The organism is Proteus columbae, from assembly GCF_009914335.1.
Classification (GTDB): Bacteria; Pseudomonadota; Gammaproteobacteria; order Enterobacterales; family Enterobacteriaceae; genus Proteus.
The window spans coordinates 959,009-981,926 of the sequence record NZ_CP043925.1; the positions used below are offsets into that span (position 1 = coordinate 959,009).

At 38.5% G+C, this 22,918-nt stretch carries 21 protein-coding genes; 14 read left to right on the forward strand and 7 right to left on the reverse strand.

Going from position 1 to position 22,918, the window contains the following annotated elements; translation table 11 throughout:
* Positions 1–231 precede the first annotated feature (231 nt).
* Positions 232–885 carry a prepilin peptidase gene (locus F1325_RS04435; RefSeq protein ID WP_109373907.1) on the forward strand — a complete coding sequence of 218 codons (654 nt, stop codon included), beginning with the start codon at positions 232–234 and terminating at the stop codon, positions 883–885.
* Positions 886–992: 107 nt separating this feature from the next.
* Here F1325_RS04435 and F1325_RS04440 read toward each other — a convergent pair whose 3' ends face one another.
* Positions 993–1,661 carry a DsbA family protein gene (locus F1325_RS04440; RefSeq protein WP_160230045.1) on the reverse strand — a complete coding sequence of 223 codons (669 nt, stop codon included), beginning with the start codon at positions 1,659–1,661 and terminating at the stop codon, positions 993–995.
* Positions 1,649–2,521: an MBL fold metallo-hydrolase gene (locus F1325_RS04445; RefSeq protein ID WP_109373909.1), complete on the reverse strand. Its 873-nt coding sequence runs from the start codon at positions 2,519–2,521 to the stop codon at positions 1,649–1,651. Before F1325_RS04445 ends, F1325_RS04440 begins: the two co-directional genes overlap by 13 nt.
* A gap of 105 nt (positions 2,522–2,626) precedes the next feature.
* Here F1325_RS04445 and F1325_RS04450 point away from each other — a divergent pair, with 105 nt between their 5' ends.
* A complete protein-coding gene (locus F1325_RS04450; RefSeq protein ID WP_109373910.1) occupies positions 2,627–3,547 on the forward strand; it encodes a LysR family transcriptional regulator in 921 nt (306 codons plus the stop codon).
* On the opposite strand, the gene F1325_RS04455 is transcribed toward F1325_RS04450, so the two are convergent.
* Positions 3,524–4,450, reverse strand: a complete 927-nt coding sequence (locus tag F1325_RS04455; protein ID WP_109373911.1) for a LysR family transcriptional regulator — start codon at positions 4,448–4,450, stop codon at positions 3,524–3,526. The genes F1325_RS04450 and F1325_RS04455 overlap by 24 nt on opposite strands.
* Positions 4,451–4,563: 113 nt before the next feature.
* On the opposite strand from F1325_RS04455, the gene lysA reads away from it, so the two are divergent.
* Positions 4,564–5,805: a diaminopimelate decarboxylase gene (gene lysA / locus F1325_RS04460; protein ID WP_109373912.1), complete on the forward strand. Its 1,242-nt coding sequence runs from the start codon at positions 4,564–4,566 to the stop codon at positions 5,803–5,805.
* Positions 5,806–5,914: 109 nt separating this feature from the next.
* Here the strand turns inward: lysA and fadE are convergent, their stop codons facing one another.
* The gene (gene fadE, locus F1325_RS04465; RefSeq protein WP_109373913.1) at positions 5,915–8,362 is read right to left on the reverse strand and encodes an acyl-CoA dehydrogenase FadE; all 2,448 of its coding nucleotides are present in this window, start codon (positions 8,360–8,362) and stop codon (positions 5,915–5,917) included.
* 237 nt (positions 8,363–8,599) lie between these two features.
* On the opposite strand from fadE, the gene lpcA reads away from it, so the two are divergent.
* Both lpcA and F1325_RS04475 read left to right on the forward strand, forming a co-directional pair.
* Positions 8,600–9,178, forward strand: coding sequence for a D-sedoheptulose 7-phosphate isomerase (gene lpcA / locus F1325_RS04470; RefSeq protein WP_109373914.1), 579 nt, complete (start codon positions 8,600–8,602; stop codon positions 9,176–9,178).
* 53 nt (positions 9,179–9,231) lie between these two features.
* Complete coding sequence (locus F1325_RS04475) at positions 9,232–9,999, forward strand: class II glutamine amidotransferase (protein ID WP_100158656.1); 768 nt, start codon at positions 9,232–9,234, stop codon at positions 9,997–9,999.
* Here the strand turns inward: F1325_RS04475 and F1325_RS04480 are convergent.
* Entirely contained in the window at positions 9,970–10,737 is a 768-nt protein-coding gene (locus F1325_RS04480; protein WP_160230046.1) for a L,D-transpeptidase family protein, read from the reverse strand. The genes F1325_RS04475 and F1325_RS04480 overlap by 30 nt on opposite strands.
* A gap of 415 nt (positions 10,738–11,152) precedes the next feature.
* Here F1325_RS04480 and F1325_RS04485 point away from each other — a divergent pair, with 415 nt between their 5' ends.
* From F1325_RS04485 to nqrM, 8 genes are all read left to right on the forward strand, one after another.
* Positions 11,153–12,493 (forward strand): Na(+)-translocating NADH-quinone reductase subunit A, encoded by a 1,341-nt coding sequence (locus F1325_RS04485; protein ID WP_109373917.1) that lies wholly within the window; start codon positions 11,153–11,155, stop codon positions 12,491–12,493.
* Between the two features lie 3 nt (positions 12,494–12,496).
* Positions 12,497–13,735 (forward strand): NADH:ubiquinone reductase (Na(+)-transporting) subunit B, encoded by a 1,239-nt coding sequence (locus F1325_RS04490; RefSeq protein ID WP_023581003.1) that lies wholly within the window; start codon positions 12,497–12,499, stop codon positions 13,733–13,735.
* Entirely contained in the window at positions 13,728–14,513 is a 786-nt protein-coding gene (locus tag F1325_RS04495; protein WP_109373918.1) for a Na(+)-translocating NADH-quinone reductase subunit C, read from the forward strand. The genes F1325_RS04490 and F1325_RS04495 overlap by 8 nt, the downstream gene beginning before the upstream one ends.
* Positions 14,506–15,135, forward strand: a complete 630-nt coding sequence (locus F1325_RS04500; RefSeq protein ID WP_088493503.1) for an NADH:ubiquinone reductase (Na(+)-transporting) subunit D — start codon at positions 14,506–14,508, stop codon at positions 15,133–15,135. The genes F1325_RS04495 and F1325_RS04500 overlap by 8 nt, the downstream gene beginning before the upstream one ends.
* A 5-nt stretch (positions 15,136–15,140) precedes the next feature.
* Positions 15,141–15,737: an NADH:ubiquinone reductase (Na(+)-transporting) subunit E gene (nqrE, locus tag F1325_RS04505; RefSeq protein WP_006534792.1), complete on the forward strand. Its 597-nt coding sequence runs from the start codon at positions 15,141–15,143 to the stop codon at positions 15,735–15,737.
* 16 nt (positions 15,738–15,753) lie between these two features.
* Positions 15,754–16,980 (forward strand): NADH:ubiquinone reductase (Na(+)-transporting) subunit F, encoded by a 1,227-nt coding sequence (nqrF, locus tag F1325_RS04510; protein ID WP_109373919.1) that lies wholly within the window; start codon positions 15,754–15,756, stop codon positions 16,978–16,980.
* 80 nt (positions 16,981–17,060) lie between these two features.
* Positions 17,061–18,083, forward strand: coding sequence for an FAD:protein FMN transferase (locus F1325_RS04515; protein ID WP_109373920.1), 1,023 nt, complete (start codon positions 17,061–17,063; stop codon positions 18,081–18,083).
* A gap of 19 nt (positions 18,084–18,102) precedes the next feature.
* Positions 18,103–18,330: a (Na+)-NQR maturation NqrM gene (gene nqrM / locus F1325_RS04520; RefSeq protein ID WP_023580998.1), complete on the forward strand. Its 228-nt coding sequence runs from the start codon at positions 18,103–18,105 to the stop codon at positions 18,328–18,330.
* Positions 18,331–18,425: 95 nt separating this feature from the next.
* Here the strand turns inward: nqrM and F1325_RS04525 are convergent, their stop codons facing one another.
* Positions 18,426–19,298, reverse strand: coding sequence for a glycerophosphodiester phosphodiesterase family protein (locus F1325_RS04525; protein WP_160230047.1), 873 nt, complete (start codon positions 19,296–19,298; stop codon positions 18,426–18,428).
* A 233-nt stretch (positions 19,299–19,531) separates the two neighbouring features.
* On the opposite strand from F1325_RS04525, the gene dinB reads away from it, so the two are divergent.
* Entirely contained in the window at positions 19,532–20,587 is a 1,056-nt protein-coding gene (gene dinB / locus F1325_RS04530) for a DNA polymerase IV (RefSeq protein ID WP_160230048.1), read from the forward strand.
* Between the two features lie 77 nt (positions 20,588–20,664).
* On the opposite strand, the gene F1325_RS04535 is transcribed toward dinB, so the two are convergent.
* Entirely contained in the window at positions 20,665–22,827 is a 2,163-nt protein-coding gene (locus tag F1325_RS04535) for a TonB-dependent siderophore receptor (protein ID WP_109373923.1), read from the reverse strand.
* Between the last annotated feature and the right edge of the window lie 91 nt (positions 22,828–22,918).

Here is a 22,918-nt window from a genome sequence, read left to right on the forward strand (position 1 = left end):
AAGATGGTTAACCGTGATAAATAAAATATGTGATATGCATCATACGCATGACATTATGGCATGCAAGTTATCACTTTGCTTTTATCGTTATTATAGCGCGGATCTTATTGCGTGTTTTGTCGCAAAATTTCATGTTTTCATTGTTATTATAAAGAAAATTCTCGGTATTAAATGGGGACTCTTATACAGTCGTTTAACAGAGATAACGAGGTATCTAAGGAGTAGATATTTATGCCATTAAGCCGTTGTTGTTTTATAAAAACACCTTTACTCTTTTTTTTGAATGAGTTTCTTGTTTTTATTAAGTTTTGTCTGCCTTTTTTACTATTATTTTTGTTACCTAAAACCCGTCGTAAACAACTTGCTATAAGTTATATCATTATTTGTTTATATTGGTTTTTTTCAATTTATTCGCTTTCTTTATTGATAATACTTTCTGTATTAAGTTTTTATTTATTAATGCTCTCTTTCTTTGATGCTGATTATTTTCTTTTGCCTAATACATTGACTTATTGGCTAATATTTTTAGGGCTATCGTGCAATTACACAACCTTTGGACTAGTACCTTTTGATCATGCTTTTTATGGTTTTTTAGGTGGTGCAGGGCTTTTTTATGGCATCTATTTATGGGGATATTTGATCTATCAAAAATGTGTTTTAGGTTTTGGTGATGTGAAACTATTTAGTGCGATAGGTGCATGGTGTGGATTTGAAAAATTACCTTATATTTTATTACTCGGCTCTTTGTTGGGATTAAGTGTGTATTGCGGAGTATTGCTCACAACGAAAGAGTTTTTAAAAAAAGTAGCATTTGGCTCTTGTCTTTCATTTTCAACATTAATGATATTAGGTTTTTATTTTTCGTCTTATAATTCCTTTAATTAGTTGATTTCAATCTGTTCTGGTTAGGCATTTATAACAAAAAATAAAATAGTAAAAATCGAAATAAAGAAGACAGTGTGCGGAAATTAATCAGCACACTGAAAAGAAGATTATAGATTTTCTTTTATAAATTGCTGCCAACGTTTTGTATCACCTAAATATTTTTCAATCGATATCAGGCGATAACCTTGGTTATCTTCAATAAATAAAGTCGGAAAACCACGACCATTAACTTGGTGCATTAATTGTTGTGTTTGGTTTAAATGTTGCTGAACTTGGTTATTGCTGATGTCAGATAATAAGGATGCAAATTGTTCAACATCAAAGCCAAGTTTTTTCACAATAAATAGCAGTGTGTCTTTGTCACTGATATTTAAACCATCAAGATAATAGGCCTCTTGTAATGCTTTTAGTAAATAAACATCACGGTTTCCCATTTTTTCGGCAACAAGAATAGCTGAAATAGGTAGCAGTGAATTTAATACCATCTCCGTATTACCAAGGCAATCACGATACGCATGACTAAAAACTTGGCCAGATAATTGACTAATACGGTCATCAATTGGCGTGACATGCTCTTTCCATGATTGACCTCCCGTTACTACTCTTGCGGGTGTAAACAATCCACCACCATGTAGCTTAATGGAATGTGGAAATGCATTGCTTACTGCTTCAATCAAAGGGGCAATGCCGTAGCACCAACCACAAAGAGGATCATAAACATAGTGCAATATTTTAGTACCTAGGGTATTACCTGTATTGCTTGCTACTGAGGCCACTGCATCTCTCCTTTTAGTACTTTTGCACTAAGCTCTAGGCTTGATTTATCTGCTAAATTCTGATGATTTTTTTCCATTGCTGCAATAAATTCATCTGAATTTTTTGTCTTTTCAAGATTTTTCTCAGCTTCAATTAGGTAATTCATTGTGAAGTCAACAGCTTGTAGGTCATATGTTGCTTTTGGTAAATAGTGACCAGGAATAACGGTTTTTGGGGATAGTGATTTTATTTGCTGCAATGCACTAACCCAATGTTGGCGTTCTGCCACGGTTTGAGTATCAGCCAACCAAACATGAATATTTTCAGAAACTAAAACACCACCCATTACTGCATTAAGTTTTGGAACATACAGGTATGTTCTATCTGGAGATTGTCCGTCTAAGCCTTTGACTGAAATGGTTTCACCTTCTAAAGAAAAACTATCACCTTTTAGTACTTCAGGAATGATAATTTTCTGAGGGGCATTTTCTTTAAGCACAGGCCCCCAGTAGGCAAGTTTTCCTGCTTGTGTTTCATTAATGGCTTTAATTGTGGGTGCGGTTGCAATCACTTTGGCATTTGGAAATGCATTAGTAATGACATCTAACCCAAAATAAAAATCAGGATCAGAGTGGCTGATATAGATATAAGTCAGGTTTTTTCCAGAGGCTTTTATTTTATCAACCAGCGCTTGTGCATCATTTTTTTGAAATTGTGCATCAATTAATACGGCATCTTTATCGCCATAAATAATTTCAGAAGAGACAGGAAAAACACTCGCTTCTTCTGGGTTATAAATATCTAATGTTAAATCAGTTGCTAGCGCTGATGTTGCGAAGAATGCGGTAGTTGCAAGTGTTAAAGGAAGTAATTTTTTCATCTTTTGTTTTCTCCATAATGTTGTTGCTGACTATAATATGTTGCATAAAACAAGAGAAAAACCCTATTTTAGGTAATTAATTGTTGCGTAAATCGAGCAAATAAAATGGATAAAATAAAATCATCAGAAGTGTTTGTAACCATTGTGAAGCAGGGAAGCATGATAAAAGCTGCTGATTATCTAGGTATGTCTAGAGCTATGGTGACGCGTTATTTAAATGAAATGGAAGAGTGGGCTGGGGTGCGTTTATTGCATAGAACGACACGCAAACAAAGCCTAACATCAGTAGGTGAAATGGTATATGAACAGAGTTTACAGCTATTAGAAATGGCTGAACGTATTCCTGCCAATATTCCGAAAGAACGTCATCAAATCAGCGGGCTTGTTCGTATTACCAGTTCACAATCATTAGCAAATAGTATTTTGTCAGTGGCGATATGCGAGTTTATGCAACGTTATCCTTTAATTGCGGTTGATTTACAAATTACCAATCAAACCGTGAATTTGGTAGAAGAACGAATTGATATTGCATTGCGTATTACGAATCACCTTGAGCCTAATTTAATCGCACGCTCGTTAGCGACATGTCTTTCAGTGGTGTGTGCTCATAAAGATTACTTAGCAAAAAAAGGTATACCTCAAACGCCAGATGAGCTTGCTCAGCATCAATGTTTAACTTACCGATTTTTTGGTCGTAGCTTGTGGGAATTTAATTTAGGTGATGAACGTTATTCAGTCCCTGTTGGCGGTAATTTAAGTGCAAATGAATCAGTTGTTTTATTGCAAGCTACGTTAAAAGGAGTCGGCATATCGCTACAACCTTATTATTCAGCCAAACCTTATCTTGAAAGCGGTGAATTAGAACAAGTTTTGGCTAACTATCAAGCTTTGCCGATGGGGATTTATGCAGTTTTAGCGAGTCGGCAAAATATGCCCGCAGCTGTCAGAGTATTGTTGGATTTCTTAGTTGAGTGGTTTTCATCATCACCTTACTGGCTTGCTTTATCGGGTAAAAGCTTGGGTTAGTTGCTTAGGGTAATCTGATAATGTTTCTTTCATCACATCAATAAAATAGGAAACAAGTTGTGATGATGGGCGATGTGATGGAGTAATTAAGCTGATGGTAAAGGGGATAGAAAAGCTTAAAGGACGAAGACAAATAGACTTATCTAAGTAATCAAGTGCGGTAATCGGGTTAACAATTGAAATGCCGATATTTTCACTCACCATGGCACAAATAGAGGCAGCACTTTGCGTTTCCATCACTAGCTGTCGTGTAATTCCATCTTTAATAAAAACGGTATCAATCAATTGTCGGTAGCTATCATTGGCAGACAAGCTAATAAAACGCTGGCTTTGAAAATCAGCAGGATTTAACAATGGCTTTTTACACAATGGGTGTGATTTTGGCAAAACTGCAACTTCATTGAGTGTGAGTAGCGTTTCTTGTTGCGTTCCTGCTGGCGTTTGAGTGTGTTCAGTTAACCCTAAATCATAATGTTGAGCCGACAACCATTCTTCTAATAAAGGCGATTCTTGCGGAACAATGGTTAAGTTGACATCAGGATATGTATCTAGAAATTGTCGGCAAATTGAAGGTAATAATGACTGAGCAAATGCGGGCAAGCAGGTGATATTCAATTCTGCTTGGTTAAAATGGCGAATATTTTCAGCGGCGTTAATTATTCTATCTAAGCCATAATAAGAACGCTGTACTTCCTCAAAAAAGCGTAACCCTTCAGTTGTGGGTTGTAAACGACCTTTTATTCTATCAAATAATTTAAATGCTAATAGATGCTCAAGACGAGACAACTCTCTACTGACAGTGGGTTGTGATGTTTTCAGTAACTCTGCGGCTTCAGTTAGATTCTGAGTGGTCATCACTGCATGAAAAATTTCAATATGCCGCCAATTAAAAGGAGCTTTCATTGTCTATTCCTATATCACAAGTGAATAGAGTGTAGCTTATTTGATATTTTTATTCCCTTGTAAGTTAATAAATAATGAATTTATTCCCCCCGTGATTTTTATGAGTAGATAACATGACAACATCAATAACTATGGCTCAATACCAATTAGCACAAACTTATGGAACGCCATTATGGATTTATCAGGGCGATACGATTTCTCAGCGTATTGCTCAGCTTAAATCTTTTGATGTGGTTCGTTTTGCTCAAAAAGCCTGCTCCAATATTCATATCTTACGTTTAATGAAAGCACAGGGTGTTAAAGTTGACTCTGTTTCATTAGGAGAGATTGAACGTGCTTTAGTTGCGGGTTATCAAGGAGGTAGAGAAAAAAGTGAGATTGTCTTTACGGCTGATTTACTTGATGAAAGAACCATTGAGCGTGTTGTTGAATTAGATATTCCTGTTAATGCTGGCTCCATTGATATGCTTCGTCAATTAGGTGAACGCAATCAAGGGCATGCGGTTTGGATAAGAATTAATCCTGGATTTGGTCATGGACATAGCCAAAAAACCAATACAGGCGGAGAAAACAGTAAGCATGGTATTTGGTATGAAGATGTGCCTGAAGCGTTAGCCGTGATCCAACAATACAATTTAACGCTAGTTGGTTTTCATATGCATATTGGCTCTGGTGTTGATTATCAACACCTTTCTAGTGTCTGTGATGCAATGGTAGAGCAAGTGCTTACCTCTCAAGTTGATATTCAGGCTATTTCGGCAGGAGGCGGATTGTCAACGCCTTATCAAGAGGGTGATGCGATAGTCGATTTGGATCACTATTTTTCTTTATGGGATAAGGCTCGTCAGCGTATTGCACAGCAGTTAGGACATTCTGTTGAGTTAGAAATCGAGCCAGGACGTTTTTTAGTGGCTGAGTCAGGGGTATTGATTTCACAAGTGAGAGCCGTTAAATCAATGGGAAGTCGTCATTATGTGCTGGTGGATGCTGGATTTAGTGATTTAATGCGCCCTGCAATGTATGGCAGTTATCATCAAATTTCAGTTTTAGATAGCCATGGTCAAATAAAACCAATGACAGAATTACAAGAGACGATTGTGGCTGGTCCTTTGTGTGAATCTGGAGATGTTTTTACTCAGCAAGAGGGAGGCACTGTTGTTCCTCGTTTATTACCTCAAGCACAGGTAGGTGATTATTTAGTTATTCATGATACTGGCGCTTATGGTGCTTCAATGTCATCAAATTATAATAGCCGACCACTTATTCCTGAAGTGTTGATAACAGAGGGCGTTCCCCAATTAATTCGTCGTCGTCAAACAATAGAAGAGTTATTAGCGTTGGAATTAGATCTCTAATTCATTTTTTTATTAAATATGCTTTCATTGAAAAATAAAAAACACCTCATGACTATTTTAGTGATGAGGTGTTTGTGTTTTATAGGGAAACATCTTCCCCTATATATTTTTAAGCGGCTTTATCTGTTTTGAGATTGTCAGCTTTCTGCTTTTTTGCAGGTACCGCCAATGCATCAAAGTCAAACTCATCAACATTGATACTCCGTAAGCGACTCTGTTCTGCTTTACGTAAGATATCGGCTTCTTCTTGAGTTACTCGTTTATCAGCCAGTGCTTTATCCGCTAATTTATCTAATTGAGTAAAGCTAAATTTCTTCTCATAGAGGCGGCAAATGCGGTCGAAAATAGGCTCAGCAGCTAAGATATCCAGTAGTGCTTCTTCCATTAAACCATGTGGATTATGCTCGCTCGGTGTTAAGTACTGACCTCTACCAATGCGATCACGAGTTTCAGACGGTTGTTGGATAAGTTGTGCTACTTTGCTATCTAATTTATCTGATGGTAATTTTTGAGCTTTACCTAGTGGGAAAATAATTGCACGCATGGTGCCTGCGATAACACGGCTTGGAAAATTGCGTAGCAGTTCATCAATTGCATTCTCAGCTTGGTATAAGCACTCTTTTACGCTCCAATGTACGAGAGGTAAATCCGCGGTATGGCGACCTTCATCTTCATAACGCTTAAGCGCGGCAGAAGCGAGGAAGATATGACTTAATATGTCACCTAAACGTGCTGAAATACGCTCACGACGTTTTAAGCTTCCACCTAAAACTCCCATTGAAACATCAGACAATAGCGCCATATTGGCACTTAGGCGGTTAATTTGTTGATAATAACGACGGGTTTCATCATTAGTAGGAGAATTACTTAATCGACCATTAGTGATACCCAACCACAAACTGCGTAAGGTATTACTTGCCACATGGCCAATATGACCAAATAAAGCGCGGTCAAAATCATGTAGGTTATTGTCTCGTGCTGCTGCAATTTCATCTAATACATAAGGATGACAACGGATAGCACCTTGACCATAAATGATCATGCTACGAGTTAAAATATTGGCACCTTCAACAGTGATGGCAATCGGAGAGCCTTGATAAGAACGTGCGACAAAGTTTGATGGTCCAAGGCTGATCCCTTTACCACCCACGATATCCATTGCATCAATAACGCCACGTTGTGCTCGGTGAGTACAATGATATTTGACGATAGCTGATAATACGGCGGGTTTTTCTCCCAGCATAATGCCCGTAGTAATTAAGGTTGCCGCAGAATCTAAAAGATAGGCGTTGCCAGCCAGACGTGCTAATGGCTCTTCAATACCTTCCATTTTACCAATTGGAATTTTGAACTGACGACGGATACGAGAATAAGCACCAGTTGCCATTGCCACACTTTTTAATCCACCAGTAGAATTTGAAGGCAGAGTAATCCCTCGACCTACAGAGAGGCATTCCACCAGCATTCTCCAACCTTGACCTGCCATTTTTGGCCCACCAATGATGTAATCGATAGGAACAAAAACATCTTTACCACGAGTCGGTCCATTCATAAATGGTACGTTCAATGGGAAATGACGATGACCGATTTCAACGCCTTTGACATTAGTTGGAATTAACGCGCAGGTAATGCCTGGGTTTTCGTCATTACTTAATAGATGGTCAGGATCGCGTAATTTAAATGCTAATCCTAATACGGTCGCGATAGGAGCAAGAGTGATATAGCGTTTATTCCATGTTAAACGAAGACCAAGTACTTGCTCGCCTTGCCATTCACCCATACAGACAACACCACTATCAGGAATAGCTCCTGCATCGGAACCCGCTTCAGGGCTTGTTAAGGCGAAACAAGGAATTTCATCCCCTTTGGCTAAGCCTGGTAAATAGCGTTTTTTCTGTTCATCAGTACCGTAGTGTTGCAGTAGCTCACCAGGACCTAAAGAGTTAGGTACACCAACGGTGATGGCTAAAATACCAGACACTCCTGACAGCTTTTGCAATACGCGTGATTGAGCGTAGGCTGAAAACTCTAACCCGCCGTACTCTTTTTTAATGATCATCGCAAAGAAGCGATTATCTTTAAGGTATTGCCAGATTTCAGGAGGTAAATCAGCTAATTCATGAGTGATTTCAAAGTCATTTGTCATGCGACAAACTTCTTCGACTGGGCCATCAAGGAAAGCTTGCTCTTCAGCTGTTAGCTGTGGTTTAGGGTAATTATGAAGTTGTTTCCAGTCGGGAGCACCACGGAACAACTCACCTTCCCACCATGTTGTACCTGCATCAATAGCTTCTTGTTCTGTTTTAGACATAGAAGGCATGACTTTTTGAAATGCTTTAAGTGCAGGTACTGAGATATAGGCTCTACGAATAGAAGGAATAGTAAAGGGTAATAAAACCAATGCAACGGGAAGGAGTAACCAGTAACTCCAAATATTGGCGACACCCATTACTAATGTATAAGCAATAAGCGCGAGGCTACTTACCGCAATACTGAATTTGCGATAACTAAGTAAGCCAATAAGAACGATAAAAAGTACGATACTGAGTAGTGTCATAATAAACTCCTGTATTTAGCAAGAGATCAGAGGTCAGACCTGTTGTTTGTTATTTAGATCTAATCTAGTCACTAACTTTTATCAATATATTTACATTCTAATTACAATATAGCTCACAAATTATTCGTAAATGAGAGAAGTTAGCATTTGTCTATAATAGGCATCTTCTTTCATGGCATTTAATCCGTTACACTGAGAAACAGAAAATTTCGATTACCTTTCTGGAGTAAAAATCCTATGTACCAAGATCTTATCCGTGGTGAATTAACAGAAGCAGCAGATACGCTATCTCGCTTTCTTCAAGATGACGGAAATATTGAAGCTATCCAAAAAGCTGCGGTGTTATTAGCAGATTCTTTTAAAGCAGGCGGTAAAGTATTATCTTGCGGTAATGGTGGCTCTCATTGTGATGCAATGCATTTTGCAGAAGAATTAACTGGACGCTATCGTGAAAATCGCCCTGGTTATCCTGCCATTGCTATTTCAGATGTAAGCCATATCTCATGTGTAAGTAATGATTTTGGCTATGAATATATCTTTTCTCGCTATGTTGAAGCTGTGGGTAAAGAAGGTGACGTTCTGCTGGGTATTTCAACCTCAGGCAATTCAGGCAATATCATCAAAGCAATTAGTGCTGCGCGTGAGAAAGGCATGAAAGTCATTACGCTAACGGGTAAAGATGGCGGAAAAATGGACGGTACAGCAGATATTGAAATTCGTGTACCTCATTTCGGTTACGCTGATCGTATTCAAGAAATTCATATTAAAGTTATCCATATTCTGATCCAATTAATTGAAAAAGAAATGGAAAAATAATTTGTTGATATTGCTATAAACTAGCAAGAAACATCGGCAAGAAGGAGTGAGCGATGTGTGAGTTGTTAGGCATGAGTGCAAATGTACCGACAGATATTAATTTCAGTCTAAGTGGATTAATTCCAAGAGGTGGTAAGACAGGACCTCATAAAGATGGTTGGGGAATTACTTTCTACGAAGGATTGGGATGTCGTACATTTAAAGATCCTCAAGCTAGCGCAATTTCACCAGTCGCTCGCTTTGTTCAAGAATATCCAATTAAATCAGAGGCTGTGATCGCTCATATTCGTCAAGCGAATCGAGGTAATGTCTCTTTAGAAAATACCCATCCTTTTACCCGTGAATTATGGGGAAAAAACTGGACTTATGCACATAATGGTCAACTAAAAGGTTATCAATCTCTTGATACGGGGCGTTTTAGAGCCATAGGACAGACGGATAGTGAAAAAGCTTTTTGCTGGATCTTAAATCAGCTCGAAAATCGTTATAAAAGAACCCCTGTGAATTGGCCTGCTGTATTTCGCTTTATCGCCGTTTTAGCCTCTCAATTAAAGCAAAAAGGGGTTTTTAATATGCTGTTGTCAGATGGTCGATTTGTAATGGCATATTGTTCAACTAATTTACATTGGATCACGCGTAAAGCACCTTTCGGCAAAGCCAAATTACTTGATCAAGATGTAGAGATCGATTTCCAACAACACACACAATCAGATGATGTGGTTTCTGTTATTTCAACATTACCATTGACTGGAAATGAATCTTGGCAGCGTATTCCCGCTGGTGAGTTTGTCTTATTTGATCGTGGTGTGCGTATCCTGTAACCATTTGCTTTCACTATTTTGCGATAAGTTAAGGACGGGGTTTACACTATTAGATGAAGTCAAAGTGCTATTAACGAAATAACGCCCATTTTGAACGGTAACAGATGGGATTTGTTTGCGTTCTTCAACATATTGGTAGGCTGGCATAAGCTGTTGCCAGAAATCCATATCTTTTGAATACTGATGTTTCTTCATATTTTCAGTGGTCATTTTAAATGGAAAAATATGAATATTAATCGTAGATTGACCACCTTGTAGCGCCAATTCAGCATACTGATAAATTTCATCCATCACAGAATCTGTCATTGCATAGCAACCAACCGACTTACAAGCCCCGTGGATCATTAAAAAATCGCCAGTGTATCCTTTTGATTTATCATATTGATTAGGAAATCCTAGGTTGATAGCTCGGTAAAATCGACTGTTCGGATTTAATTGTGAGAAATTAACCTGATAAAAACCCTCTGGGCTTTTTAAATCACCTTGAAACTTTTTAGGTCCAAGGCCACCAGAATAGCTACAAATGGGGTAAGTACGTACTTTTTCTAATTGTCCATCTAATTTTTCCGTATAAAGTTCAAGTAAGCTTTCTTCTTTGAAAATCTGAATATAGATAGGCTGATCTGTACTTTTTTTAACAGGTTTCATTAGAAAACTTGAATTATTTTCAGCGTTAACAAATAAAGAAATTAACATTAATGTTAAAAAACTGATTAGTTGTTTTGCGTGACTGGTCATGGTTTTATCAGAAAAATAGCTTAAAATTTGTTGATAAAGTAGATCGTAGATTGCTATGAAGCAATAAATTTGTAAATTAAAATCTGATATGGTTTCTTTTCTTTTACAAAATATTCTGTATAAAATTTAAGCGCTCGTCGAAAAAGATGATATTTTAATTCGGTTTATACGAGTTATTAACGTTTCAGTCAAAATAATATTCCCATTTGCTTGAGCTAAATCACTCGAATAGTCAGACAGGTTTAGGCTGAGATGATAAAATTCAGTTCGGCAGAATAAGAGAAATAGTTAACAATTATCGGAGATAAATAACTTAGGGTTCAAAAACACCTTAAGATGTTTTTATTACAGAGTCGCTACATTTTCGGGGTGAATTTGTAGCTTAGGGTTTAACTGATAAACTTGTGCAAATCTTATGATTAAAATTAAAAAAGGACTCGACCTCCCAATTGCAGGAGCACCTGCCCAAGTGATAGAAGACGGACCCGCGATTCGACGCGTAGCATTGCTAGGTGAAGAATATGTCGGTATGCGTCCTTCTATGATGGTTTCGGAAGGTGAGCATGTAAAAAAAGGGCAAATTCTTTTTGAAGATAAAAAGAATGCCGGTGTTATTTTCACCAGCCCAGCTTGTGGTAAAGTCGTTGCAATTAACCGCGGCGAGCGTCGTGTGTTCCAATCTATCGTTATCGAAATTGATGGCGACGAAGAAATCACCTTTAACCGCTATGATAGCTCAACGCTCTCAGACCTGACCCGCGAACAAGTTGAAACTAACCTCGTTAATTCGGGAATGTGGACTACATTAAGGACTCGTCCTTATAGCCGTACTCCGCGTTTAGGCACAACACCTGTCGCCATTTTTGTCTCTGCAATGGATACAAATCCACTTGCAGCAGATCCTATGGTTATTATTGAGCAAAATGAGAAGGCATTTAATGATGGTCTTGTTGTTTTAACTCGTTTAACCGAAGGCAAAGTCTATGTTTGTCATGGTGAAAAATCACCTACAAAATTAAATGATGGACAAATTAGCTATAACCAATTTGCAGGCCCACATCCAGCAGGATTAGTTGGTACGCATATCCATTTCTTAGAACCTGTGAGTGCTAAGAAAATGGTTTGGCATTTAAATTACCAAGATGTCATTGCTATTGGTTATTTGTTTACAACAGGTTCTTTATATACAGAGCGTGTTGTTGCATTAGCTGGCCCTCAAGTAAAAGCACCTCGTTTAGTGCGTACTCGTTTAGGGGCTGATCTCTATGAGTTAACTAAAGATCAATTAGTTGATGGTGAAAACCGCATTATTTCTGGCTCTGTATTATGGGGATGGAAATCTGATGAGGCTCATCACTATTTAGGTCGTTTCCATAACCAAGTTTCTGTATTACGTGAAGGTCGTGATAAAGAGTTATTTGGTTGGGGTATGCCGGGTAGCGATAAATTTTCTATCACTCGTACAACTATCGGTCACTTCTTAAAAAATAAACGCTTTGCATTTACAACTACAATGAATGGTGGCGAACGTTCAATGGTACCAATTGGTAACTATGAGCGTGTGATGCCGTTAGACATTATGGCAACGCATTTATTACGTGATTTAGTTGTAGGTGATACTGACAGTTCTCAAGCATTAGGTTGTTTGGAATTGGATGAAGAAGATTTGGGATTATGTACTTATGTTTGCCCAAGCAAATATGAGTATGGCCCAGCACTGCGCCAAGTATTGACCAAAATTGAGCAGGAAGGGTAACTCATGGGTTTGAAAAATTTATTTGAAAAAGTAGAGCACCATTTTGAGCCCGGTGGCAAATTAGCAAAATGGTACGTACTTTATGAAGCCGTTACCACGGTATTTTATACGCCTGGTACTGTCACGCGTAATGGTGGGCATGTTCGTGACACTATTGACCTAAAACGCATGATGATCTTAGTTTGGTTGGCTGTTTTCCCAGCAATGTTTTGGGGAATGTATAACGTCGGTCATCAAGCGATCCCAGCACTTAATCAGTTATATAGTGGTGCTGAATTACAGCAAATTATTGCTTCAGATTGGCACTATCGCCTCGCTGAATTTCTCGGCGCATCATTAACAACAGATGCTGGATGGGCAAGTAAGATGCTACTTGGTGCAACTTACTTTTTACCTATTTATCTTGTTGTTTTTGCGGTTGGTGGATTTTGGGAAGTTCTTTTTGCCTTTATTCGTGGCCATGAGATTAACGAAGGCTTCTTTGTTACATCAATCTTATTTGCCTTGATCGTACCGCCAACATTACCACTTTGGCAGGCTGCATTAGGTATTACGTTTGGTGTTGTTATCGCGAAAGAAATCTTTGGTGGTACAGGGCGTAACTTCTTAAACCCTGCATTAGCAGGTCGTGCATTCCTATTTTTTGCCTATCCTGCTCAAATCTCAGGTGATCTGGTTTGGACTGCGGCTGATGGCTTCTCTGGTGCAACACCATTATCGCAATGGTCTGTATCGGGTGAAAGTGCATTATTAAATACCGTCACTCAACAACCAATCTCTTGGATGGATGCTTTCCTTGGATATATTCCAGGGTCGATCGGTGAAGTTTCTACACTGATGATTTTAATCGGCGGAGCTGTCATTCTTTTTGCTCGCATTGCTTCATGGCGTATTGTTGCTGGGGTAATGGTGGGCATGATTGCAATGTCATACCTGTTTAATTTTATCGGTTCAGATACTAATCCTCTCTTCTCTATGCCTTGGCACTGGCACTTAGTATTAGGTGGTTTTGCTTTCGGTATGATGTTTATGGCAACAGACCCAGTATCCGCATCGTTTACCGATAAAGGTAAATGGGCTTACGGTATTTTGATTGGCGTAATGGCTGTGCTTATTCGTGTCGTCAATCCGGCTTACCCAGAAGGTATGATGCTGGCAATCTTATTCGCAAACTTATTTGCACCACTGTTTGATTACGTGGTTGTTCAGGCGAATATTAAGCGGAGACAAGCTCGTGGCTAAAGAGAAAAACAAAGATAGCGTCGCAAGAACGTTCCTCGTTGTATTTATTCTATGTCTTGTGTGTTCCGTGGTAGTAGCAGGAGCCGCTGTTGGACTGAAGTCTAAACAAGAAGAACAAAAACTTCTTGATAAACAACGTAATATTCTTGATGTTGCGGGTCTGCTCGTACCTAAAATGAGTGCGACAGATGTACTGAAGGTGTATGACACTCGTATTAAAGCAAAAATTGTTAATTTCCAGACAGGTGAACTGACTGATAGTAAAGGCAGTTTTGATTTAAGTGCGGCTTTACGCAGTGATGACACTTCAATTGCATTATCGCCACAAGAAGATATCGCCAAAATTCGCCGTCGTGCTAATACAGCAGAAGTCTACTTTGTGCTTGATGAACAAGGCAAAACCACAGAAGTTGTTCTACCTGTTTATGGTTCTGGCTTATGGTCTGTGATGTATGCTTTCGTTGCGGTTGATATTGATGGTGTGACTTCTAAAGGCATTACCTATTATGCTCATGGTGAAACACCGGGCTTAGGTGGTGAAGTAGACAATCCACAATGGAAAGCACAATGGAAGGGTAAGCGCTTAATTAACGAACAAGGTACTCCTGCAATTAAGATAGTACGTAGTGGTACAACTGATAGCCCTTATGGTATTGATGGACTTTCTGGCGCGACACTGACCTCAAATGGTATCCAGCATATGTTCGATTTCTGGTTAGGTGAAAAAGGTTTCGGCCCATTCCTGAAAAAAGTTCGTGAAGGAGAGATCAATGGCTGATACAAAAGAAATTAAACGAGTTTTACTTGGGCCATTGTTAGATAACAACCCGATTGCCTTACAGGTATTAGGTGTGTGTTCTGCATTGGCTGTAACAACAAAACTTGAAACTGCATTAGTGATGACAATTGCGGTAACTTTGGTTACTGCATTTTCAAGCTTCTTTATTTCACTCATTCGTAATTACATACCAAGTAGTGTTCGTATTATTGTTCAAATGGCGATTATTGCTTCATTAGTTATCGTTGTTGACCAAATACTACAAGCTTATGCGTATGAAATTTCTAAGCAACTTTCTGTTTTCGTTGGTCTTATCATTACTAACTGTATTGTAATGGGACGTGCTGAAGCTTATGCGATGAAAGCACCTCCTGTTGAAAGCTTTATGGATGGTATTGGTAACGGCTTAGGATACGGCGTTATCTTGATCCTTGTTGGTTTTTTACGTGAACTTTTTGGTTCTGGTAAATTATTCGGCATTACAGTGATGGAGTCTGTCCAAAATGGTGGCTGGTATCAGCCAAACGGTTTATTCCTGTTAGCACCAAGTGCGTTCTTTATTATTGGCTTGCTAATTTGGGGATTACGTACATTAAAACCTGCACAGGTTGAAGAGGACTAATCGCCATGGAACATTATATAAGCCTGTTTGTTCGTGCTGTTTTTATTGAGAATATGGCGCTCGCATTCTTCTTAGGGATGTGTACATTCCTCGCCGTTTCTAAAAACGTAAAAACAGCTTTTGGATTAGGTATCGCTGTTACCGTTGTTCTAGGTCTTTCTGTACCGTTGAATAACTTGGTTTACAACTATGTGTTACGTGATAATGCATTAATGGAAGGTGTTGATTTAAGTTTCTTAAACTTTATCACTTTCATTGGTGTGATTGCGGCACTGGTACAAATCCTAGAAATGATTTTAGACCGTTATTTCCCTGCGCTGTATAACGCACTAGGGATCTTCTTGCCACTTATTACCGTTAACTGCGCCATTTTCGGTGGTGTGTCATTTATGGCACAACGTGACTATAACTTTAGTGAATCTATTGTTTATGGTTTCGGCTCTGGGATTGGTTGGATGTTAGCCATCGTATTACTGGCTTCTATCCGTGAGAAAATGAAGTACGCGGATGTACCGGCAGGTATGAAAGGGTTAGGCGTTACTTTTGTCACCACAGGGTTGATGGCATTAGGTTTCATGTCCTTCTCTGGTGTTCAGCTATAAAGGGTGAGAAGAACTCATGGATATAATTATTCTAGGTGTCGTGATGTTTACCCTGATTGTATTGGTATTAACAGCGTTGATTTTGTTCGCAAAATCAAAACTGGTCAATACAGGGGATATTTCAGTTGAGGTCAATGGAGACCCAGACAAAAGTTTTGATGCACCAGCAGGTGATAAATTACTTAACGTACTATCAAACGAAGGTATTTTTATTTCATCAGCTTGCGGTGGCGGTGGCTCTTGTGGTCAGTGCCGCGTTAAAGTACTGGAAGGTGGCGGTGATATTTTACCGACAGAACTTTCACATATTAATAAGCGTGAAGCTAAAGAAGGTTGTCGTTTAGCGTGTCAGGTAAACGTAAAAAACAACCTGAAATTAGAATTACCGGAAGAAATCTTTGGTGTTAAAAAGTGGGAATGTGAAGTTATCTCAAATGATAATAAAGCCACTTTCATTAAAGAATTAGTGTTAAAAATCCCTGAAGGTGAGGTTGTACCTTTCCGTGCAGGTGGATTTATTCAAATCGAATGTCCTCCTCATACGGTACGTTATGAAGATTTTGATGTACCAGAAGAGTATCGTGAAGATTGGGATAAATTTAATTTGTTCCGTTATGTTTCTGATGTTAAAGAAACTACTGTACGTGCTTATTCAATGGCGAACTACCCAGAAGAGCATGGCATCATCATGTTAAACGTGCGTATTGCAACACCTCCGCCACGTAATCCTGATGTGCCACCAGGAATTATGTCATCATATATTTGGTCATTAAAACCGGGTGATAAGGTGACGATTTCAGGGCCATTTGGCGAATTCTTTGCTAAGAAAACTGATGCTGAAATGATCTTTATTGGTGGTGGTGCAGGTATGGCACCAATGCGCTCACACATTTTTGATCAATTAAAACGCTTACATTCTAAACGTAAAATTAGCTTCTGGTATGGTGCGCGTTCTGTTCGTGAGATGTTCTACACAGAAGATTTCGACATGCTCGCGAGAGAGAACGAAAACTTCACATGGAATGTCGCGCTTTCAGATGCATTGCCTGAAGATAATTGGACTGGCTATACTGGATTTATTCACAATGTGTTATTTGAAAACTACCTCAAAAATCATCCAGCACCAGAAGACTGTGAATTCTATATGTGTGGACCGCCAGTGATGAATGCAGCAGTTATTAAAATGCTCAAAGATTTAGGCGTTGAAGATGAAAACATTATGCTGGATGACTTTGGGGGTTGATCCTAACTTCCGATAAAGCATAAATGAATGAAATGACAAGCGCCCACTTATGTGGGCGCTCATGATCAGAAGAGAGAGTTATGTTAAAAAGAAAGATGATAAATTGGATAGTGATGCTGTCTGCATTAGTTCTATTATCTGCATGTGGTGAAAAGCAGCAGGTATTAGAAGGTGAAACCATGGGAACTTATTACTCGATTAAATATGTTCCTGACAGTAATTCACCTCCACAAAACGTCTTACAAACAGAGATTGATCGTATCCTTGAAGAAGTTAACGATCAAATGTCAACATATCGTCCTCATTCTGAACTCAGTCGTTTCAATCAAAGTCGTGAAATTAATACCCCATTTCCTGTTTCACCCGCGACAGCTAAAGTAGTCAGTGAAGCTATCCGTATTAATAAAATAACAGATGGTGCTTTAGATGTGACCGTTGGACCGTTAGTTAATTTATGGGGATTTGGCCCAGAAGGCCGATTTACGCATCAACCTTCTGAAGATGAATTAGAAAAACGTAAACAGTGGATTGGAATTGATTACCTTGCTGTTGAAGGTAATACATTAATTAAGAAGATCCCTGAGCTTTATGTCGATCTCTCTTCGATTGCTAAAGGCTATGGCGTTGATGCTGTGGCTGAATATTTAATTTCACAGAATATTACTAACTATATGGTTGATATTGGTGGTGAAGTAAGAACCCAAGGCGTGAATGGTAATGACAAGCTTTGGCGTATAGCGATTGAAAAACCAGCAAATGACGGCACAAAACAGAGTGTTCAGTTAATTATTGAACCAGGTGATAACTCAATAGCCACTTCTGGTGATTATCGTAACTATTTTGAAGAGAATGGTGTCCGTTTTTCTCATACTATTGACCCAACCACAGGTCATCCTATTAAACATAACCTTGTTTCTATTACTGTGATTGTGCCAACTTGTATGAGCGCAGATGGTCTTTCGACAGGATTGAATGTTTTAGGACCTGAAAAAGGGTTAGCAGTAGCAAACGAGCTAAATATTCCTGTCTTTATGATAGTGAAAACTGAAAATGGGTTTGAAGAGCGTTATAGTAAAGCATTCGCCCCGTTCTTGAAAAAGTAGAATTTAAGGAGAGAAGGTTATGTTAAAAATATTTCTATTTGCCTTCATCTTATTCTTGATTGCTTTCTTTGGTATGGCGTTAGGCTATATTGTAAAACGTAAAAGCCTTCAAGGTAGCTGTGGCGGTTTAGGTGCTATGGGCATAGAAAAAGAGTGTGATTGCCCCGAACCTTGTGATGCACGTAAAAAACGTATGGCAAAAGATGCAGCAAGAGAAGAATTGCTTAATAAAAATAGAATTCTTTAAGTAAGATATAAAAATAAAAAAAGAGTGGTGTATATATTTACATCACTCTTTTTTATTTTCTTCTTTCTGTAGAAGCGAAGCTAAAAGTTAGGGGCTTACTCTTTTCTAAATGCTTTCATATTTGCGGGTGAATCGACCATAACTGCATCAGCACCTAATTCTGTGGCTTGAATAAAATCTTTCTCTGTATTGATCCCAAAAAGAACAATATGAGCATTGCCACCAGCACGAAAACAAGACATAGCGTCTTTATCCCAACTTAGAACCGATGCTGAGCGTGCTTCACCTAATGTGTATTTCTCAACAACTTCTACTTTGCGGTGAAGCTCAAGCCCATACCAACGAGTAATATCTAAATTTTCAGGTAGTAGGCAAATATGGCTCATTGTGATATTGGCTAAAATATCACGAGTAATATCACGACTTTCAAAACGTTGTACATTAGTCGATAAGGCGTCAAGAAATGCAGTATTTGTAGAATAAACGCGAGTTCTATCCAGTGCGTTATGATTATGAAGTACGGTGGTTAATGCTTCAGCTTGGATTGCAGGATCAGCATCTGGTGATTTTAAATCAAGATAAAACTGTGTTGTAGGGAATTGAGTTAATATCTCATCCAATGTTGGAATGGTGACACCTTTATTTCGATAAGGAAATTGTTGTGCTTCACCAAATTTATAGCCTGCATCCCATTGTTTAAGCTGCTGTGCAGTAAAGTCAGACACACTACCTTGCCCATTCGTTAAGCTTTTTAAATCGCTAGGGCGATAAAGGACAGGAATATTATCTTTCGATAATTGAATAGTGATCCAAATTGCATCAGCTTGATTAGCAAGGGCTGTTTTTATAGCAATTTCAGTATTTTCAGGGGCATCAGCGGTGCCACCTCGATGTGCGATAATTTTAGGAGATGCCATAAGAATTACAGAATAAAAAAAGAGAGAAATAGCGATGAATAATTTGATCATGAAAAAACATTTCCTTGTTTTATATGTGGTTACAAAACAATATTTAAAATTAATGTAATTAATCAGCGAGCTAAAACAATCTATCACCACTTTGTGACAATTCTATAAATAAACAGACTAATTCAGATTTTTATGAGAAATACACCTCAATAGAGGGAGATGAGAAGGAATAAAAATTGTAGTTAATATTTATTTACTGTATATTTAAACAGTAAATGAGGCGAGGTGATTGTATGCGTAAAATTATTCATGTTGATATGGATTGTTTTTATGCTGCGATTGAAATGCGAGATAATCCAGCACTAAAAGAGATCCCAATTGCGGTTGGAGGCAATGCTTCTAGCCGAGGTGTGATCTGCACGGCGAATTATCCTGCTCGTCGTTTTGGCGTCCGTAGTGCTATGTCAACGGCGACAGCGTTGAAGTTATGTCCTCACTTAAAAGTTTTACCCGGCAGAATGCCTCTCTATAAAGAGACATCAGCAAAGATCCGCCAAATTTTTTCTCGTTATACCCACCTTATTGAACCTCTTTCACTCGATGAAGCTTATCTTGATGTATCTGACAGTAAGCATTGTCATGGTTCTGCAACGTTGATCGCTCAAGAAATTCGCCAACAAATTTTTGATGAGTTAAATCTTACTGCATCCGCAGGGATTGCACCGATTAAATTTCTCGCAAAAATTGCTTCTGATATCAACAAACCAAATGGGCAATTTGTTATTACACCTGAGCAAGTCGATGATTTTATTTTAAAATTACCGCTTAATAAAATACCGGGGGTAGGTAAGGTGACATTTGCTCGCTTACAAGAAATGGGTTTAGAAACATGTGCAGATATTCGCCGTACTGATGTCATTTCTTTAGTAAAAGTATTTGGAAAATTTGGTCAAAATTTATGGGAACGCAGTCATGGCATCGATGAACGTGAAATTAACCCTGATAGACTTAGAAAATCAGTCGGAGTTGAACGTACTTTTGCTTCAGATATTAATTCTTGGGATGATTGCTTGGCATTACTTGACGGATTATATAGCGAATTAGAAAGGCGACTAACAAAAGTGAAACCCGATTTAAGGATAGCAAGGCAAGGCGTTAAACTAAAATTTGATGATTTTCAATTAACGACACAAGAGCATACTCATCCTATTTTAGAAAAAGCCGATTTAATAAATATTGCCTACCAAGCATGGCATGAGCGCCGAAATGGCAGAGGTGTGCGATTAATCGGGTTTCATGTCACCTTACAAGATCCGCAAATAGAACGACAACTTCTTTTAGCACTGTAAGAATTAAAAAAATCATAGCCGATCAACAGACAGGCTATGGCTAACGTAGTTAATTTATGTAGTTAATCTATATAGTCTTACCAGCGATAATTCATTGTTGCTGTCATTGTTCTGCCGATCCCATAAAAACAGGCAGTATCACCAGCACAAGATGCAACATAGTGTTTATTCGCAATATTATTCATATTAAGCTGAATTTCAGCACCTTTTAAAGAAGGTGATAGCTCACCTAATGAATAGCCAATCATGGCATCATAAAGCGTAACTGCGGGCACACTGACTGTATTTTTGGTATCACCTTGAGATACGCCAACATATCGCACGCCAAAGCCTGCTTTAGAGCCATTGAATAGCCCTGATGTTTCATCATATTGACCCCAAAATGATGCCATGTGCTTAGGAACTCTAGGGAGTTCTTTTCCCTGTGTTCCCACAATAATGGTTTTTCTTACTTCAGTATCGGTATAAGCATAACTGCTGATAAATGAAATATTTTCAGTTAATTGGCTATTAATTTGTGCTTCAACACCACGACTTCTAATTTCACCCACTGGTTCAAAATACGCTTTTTCAGCATTGTAGTTGGTCACATTGCGTTGCTGTAATTGATAAACAGAGAGCGTTGCCAATGTTTGTTCATTTGGTGTGAGGTATTTAATTCCAGCTTCTAATTGACGACCTTCGCTAGGCTCAAAAGGGGCACTTCCTGGTGCGCGGCGAGTTTGTAAATTAGGTTCAAACGAGGTGCTATAACTAATATAAGGAGAAATACCATTATCAAAAGAATATAAAAGCCCTGCGCGACCCGTTAACTTATGATCATCTTGTTGAACATAGCTTTTAGCTAAGAAATCATGAGTCCGAACTTGAGCCCAATCTTGGCGTAAGCCTGCAAGTAAGATCCAATTTTTCCATTGGATCTGATCTTGTAGATACAACCCGATTTGATCACGCTTTTGTCGCTGATCGGTTGCGGGTTTTTGTAAGCTCATATCAATTGGATAGTGATAATTAGGATCACGCCAATCAAGATCGTACTCGGGGCCCATTGCACGAAGTAAATTATCTTGATCTTTACTCCACTGATAATCAATACCAGCAATCACAGTATGATTAAGTTTTGCAGTAGCAAAGTCAGCTTGTAAGCGAGTATCTATTCCTAAAGTATCTGTTTCTCGCTGCTCTTGTTGAGCTCGGCGCTCAAGAATATAAGGGTTATCTTTTCTTAAAGAACCAAAAACAAGATATTTATATTTTTGATTAATATGGCTGTATCGAGCATTTTGTACAATTTTTAGTGTGTCATTAAATTCGTGTTCGAATTCATAACCTATACCATATTGCTGGCGCCATGATTTATGGTAATCGGGATTATTGACATCAAAATCAAAGGGAATAGTACCTTCTGGCGTACTTTTTACTGTACCGTAAGCGGGTAAAAAATTACGATAACCGGCTTCAGGCTCTTGCTGAATAAAGCTTAATAATGTTAAACGTGTTTGTTCATTCGGTAAAAAGGTAATGGCAGGAGCGAGCGCAAAACGCTCTTCTTTATAATTTTTTATTTGGGTATGTTGTGTTTTAGCAATACCATTTAGACGATAAAGAACTCGATTATCATCACTCAATGTACCCGAAAAATCAAAAGCGGTTTCTGCTAATTTATCATTACCTGCACGTACTTGAATGTGACGAATAGGGGATGCAGTTGGTCTTTTACTTGTCATTGCAACAAGGCCACCTGGGTTTACTTGGCCATAAAGAACAGATGCAGGTCCTCTAACAACTTCAATACGCTCTAATAACCATGGATCAATTGCGCCAGTTGACGATGAAGCTCCCATTCCATAACTTAATCCATCAAGAAAGCGTGGTGCATAACTGTATCCACGAATAAAAACCTCATCATTACGATTAGAACTTCCACGATATTCTGTGAAAACTCCAGGTGTATAACGTAACGCCTGAGAAACTGAGCTGACATCTTGAGCGTCCATTTGATCACGGGTGATCACGCTAATGGATTGTGGTGTTTTTTCAATTTCAGTCGGTGTTTTATTTGTTGATAATGTTTTTGTTGCCACAAAACCTGAAACAGGCGCTTGTGGATCTTGTGATGAAGTTGCTGTCACAACTATTTTTTCAGGCGTATTTTGATTAACTGCTGCATGAATTTGAACAGATAACAGACTTAGCGGTAAGGCAAGTAAGACGCTAACAGCATAATTTTTATTAGACACAATCGATCCCTTTGAATTTTTTATTTTTAACTTTAACTGCGGAGCAGTGAAAATATCACTCATTAAACATTAATGCTAATGATAATAATTA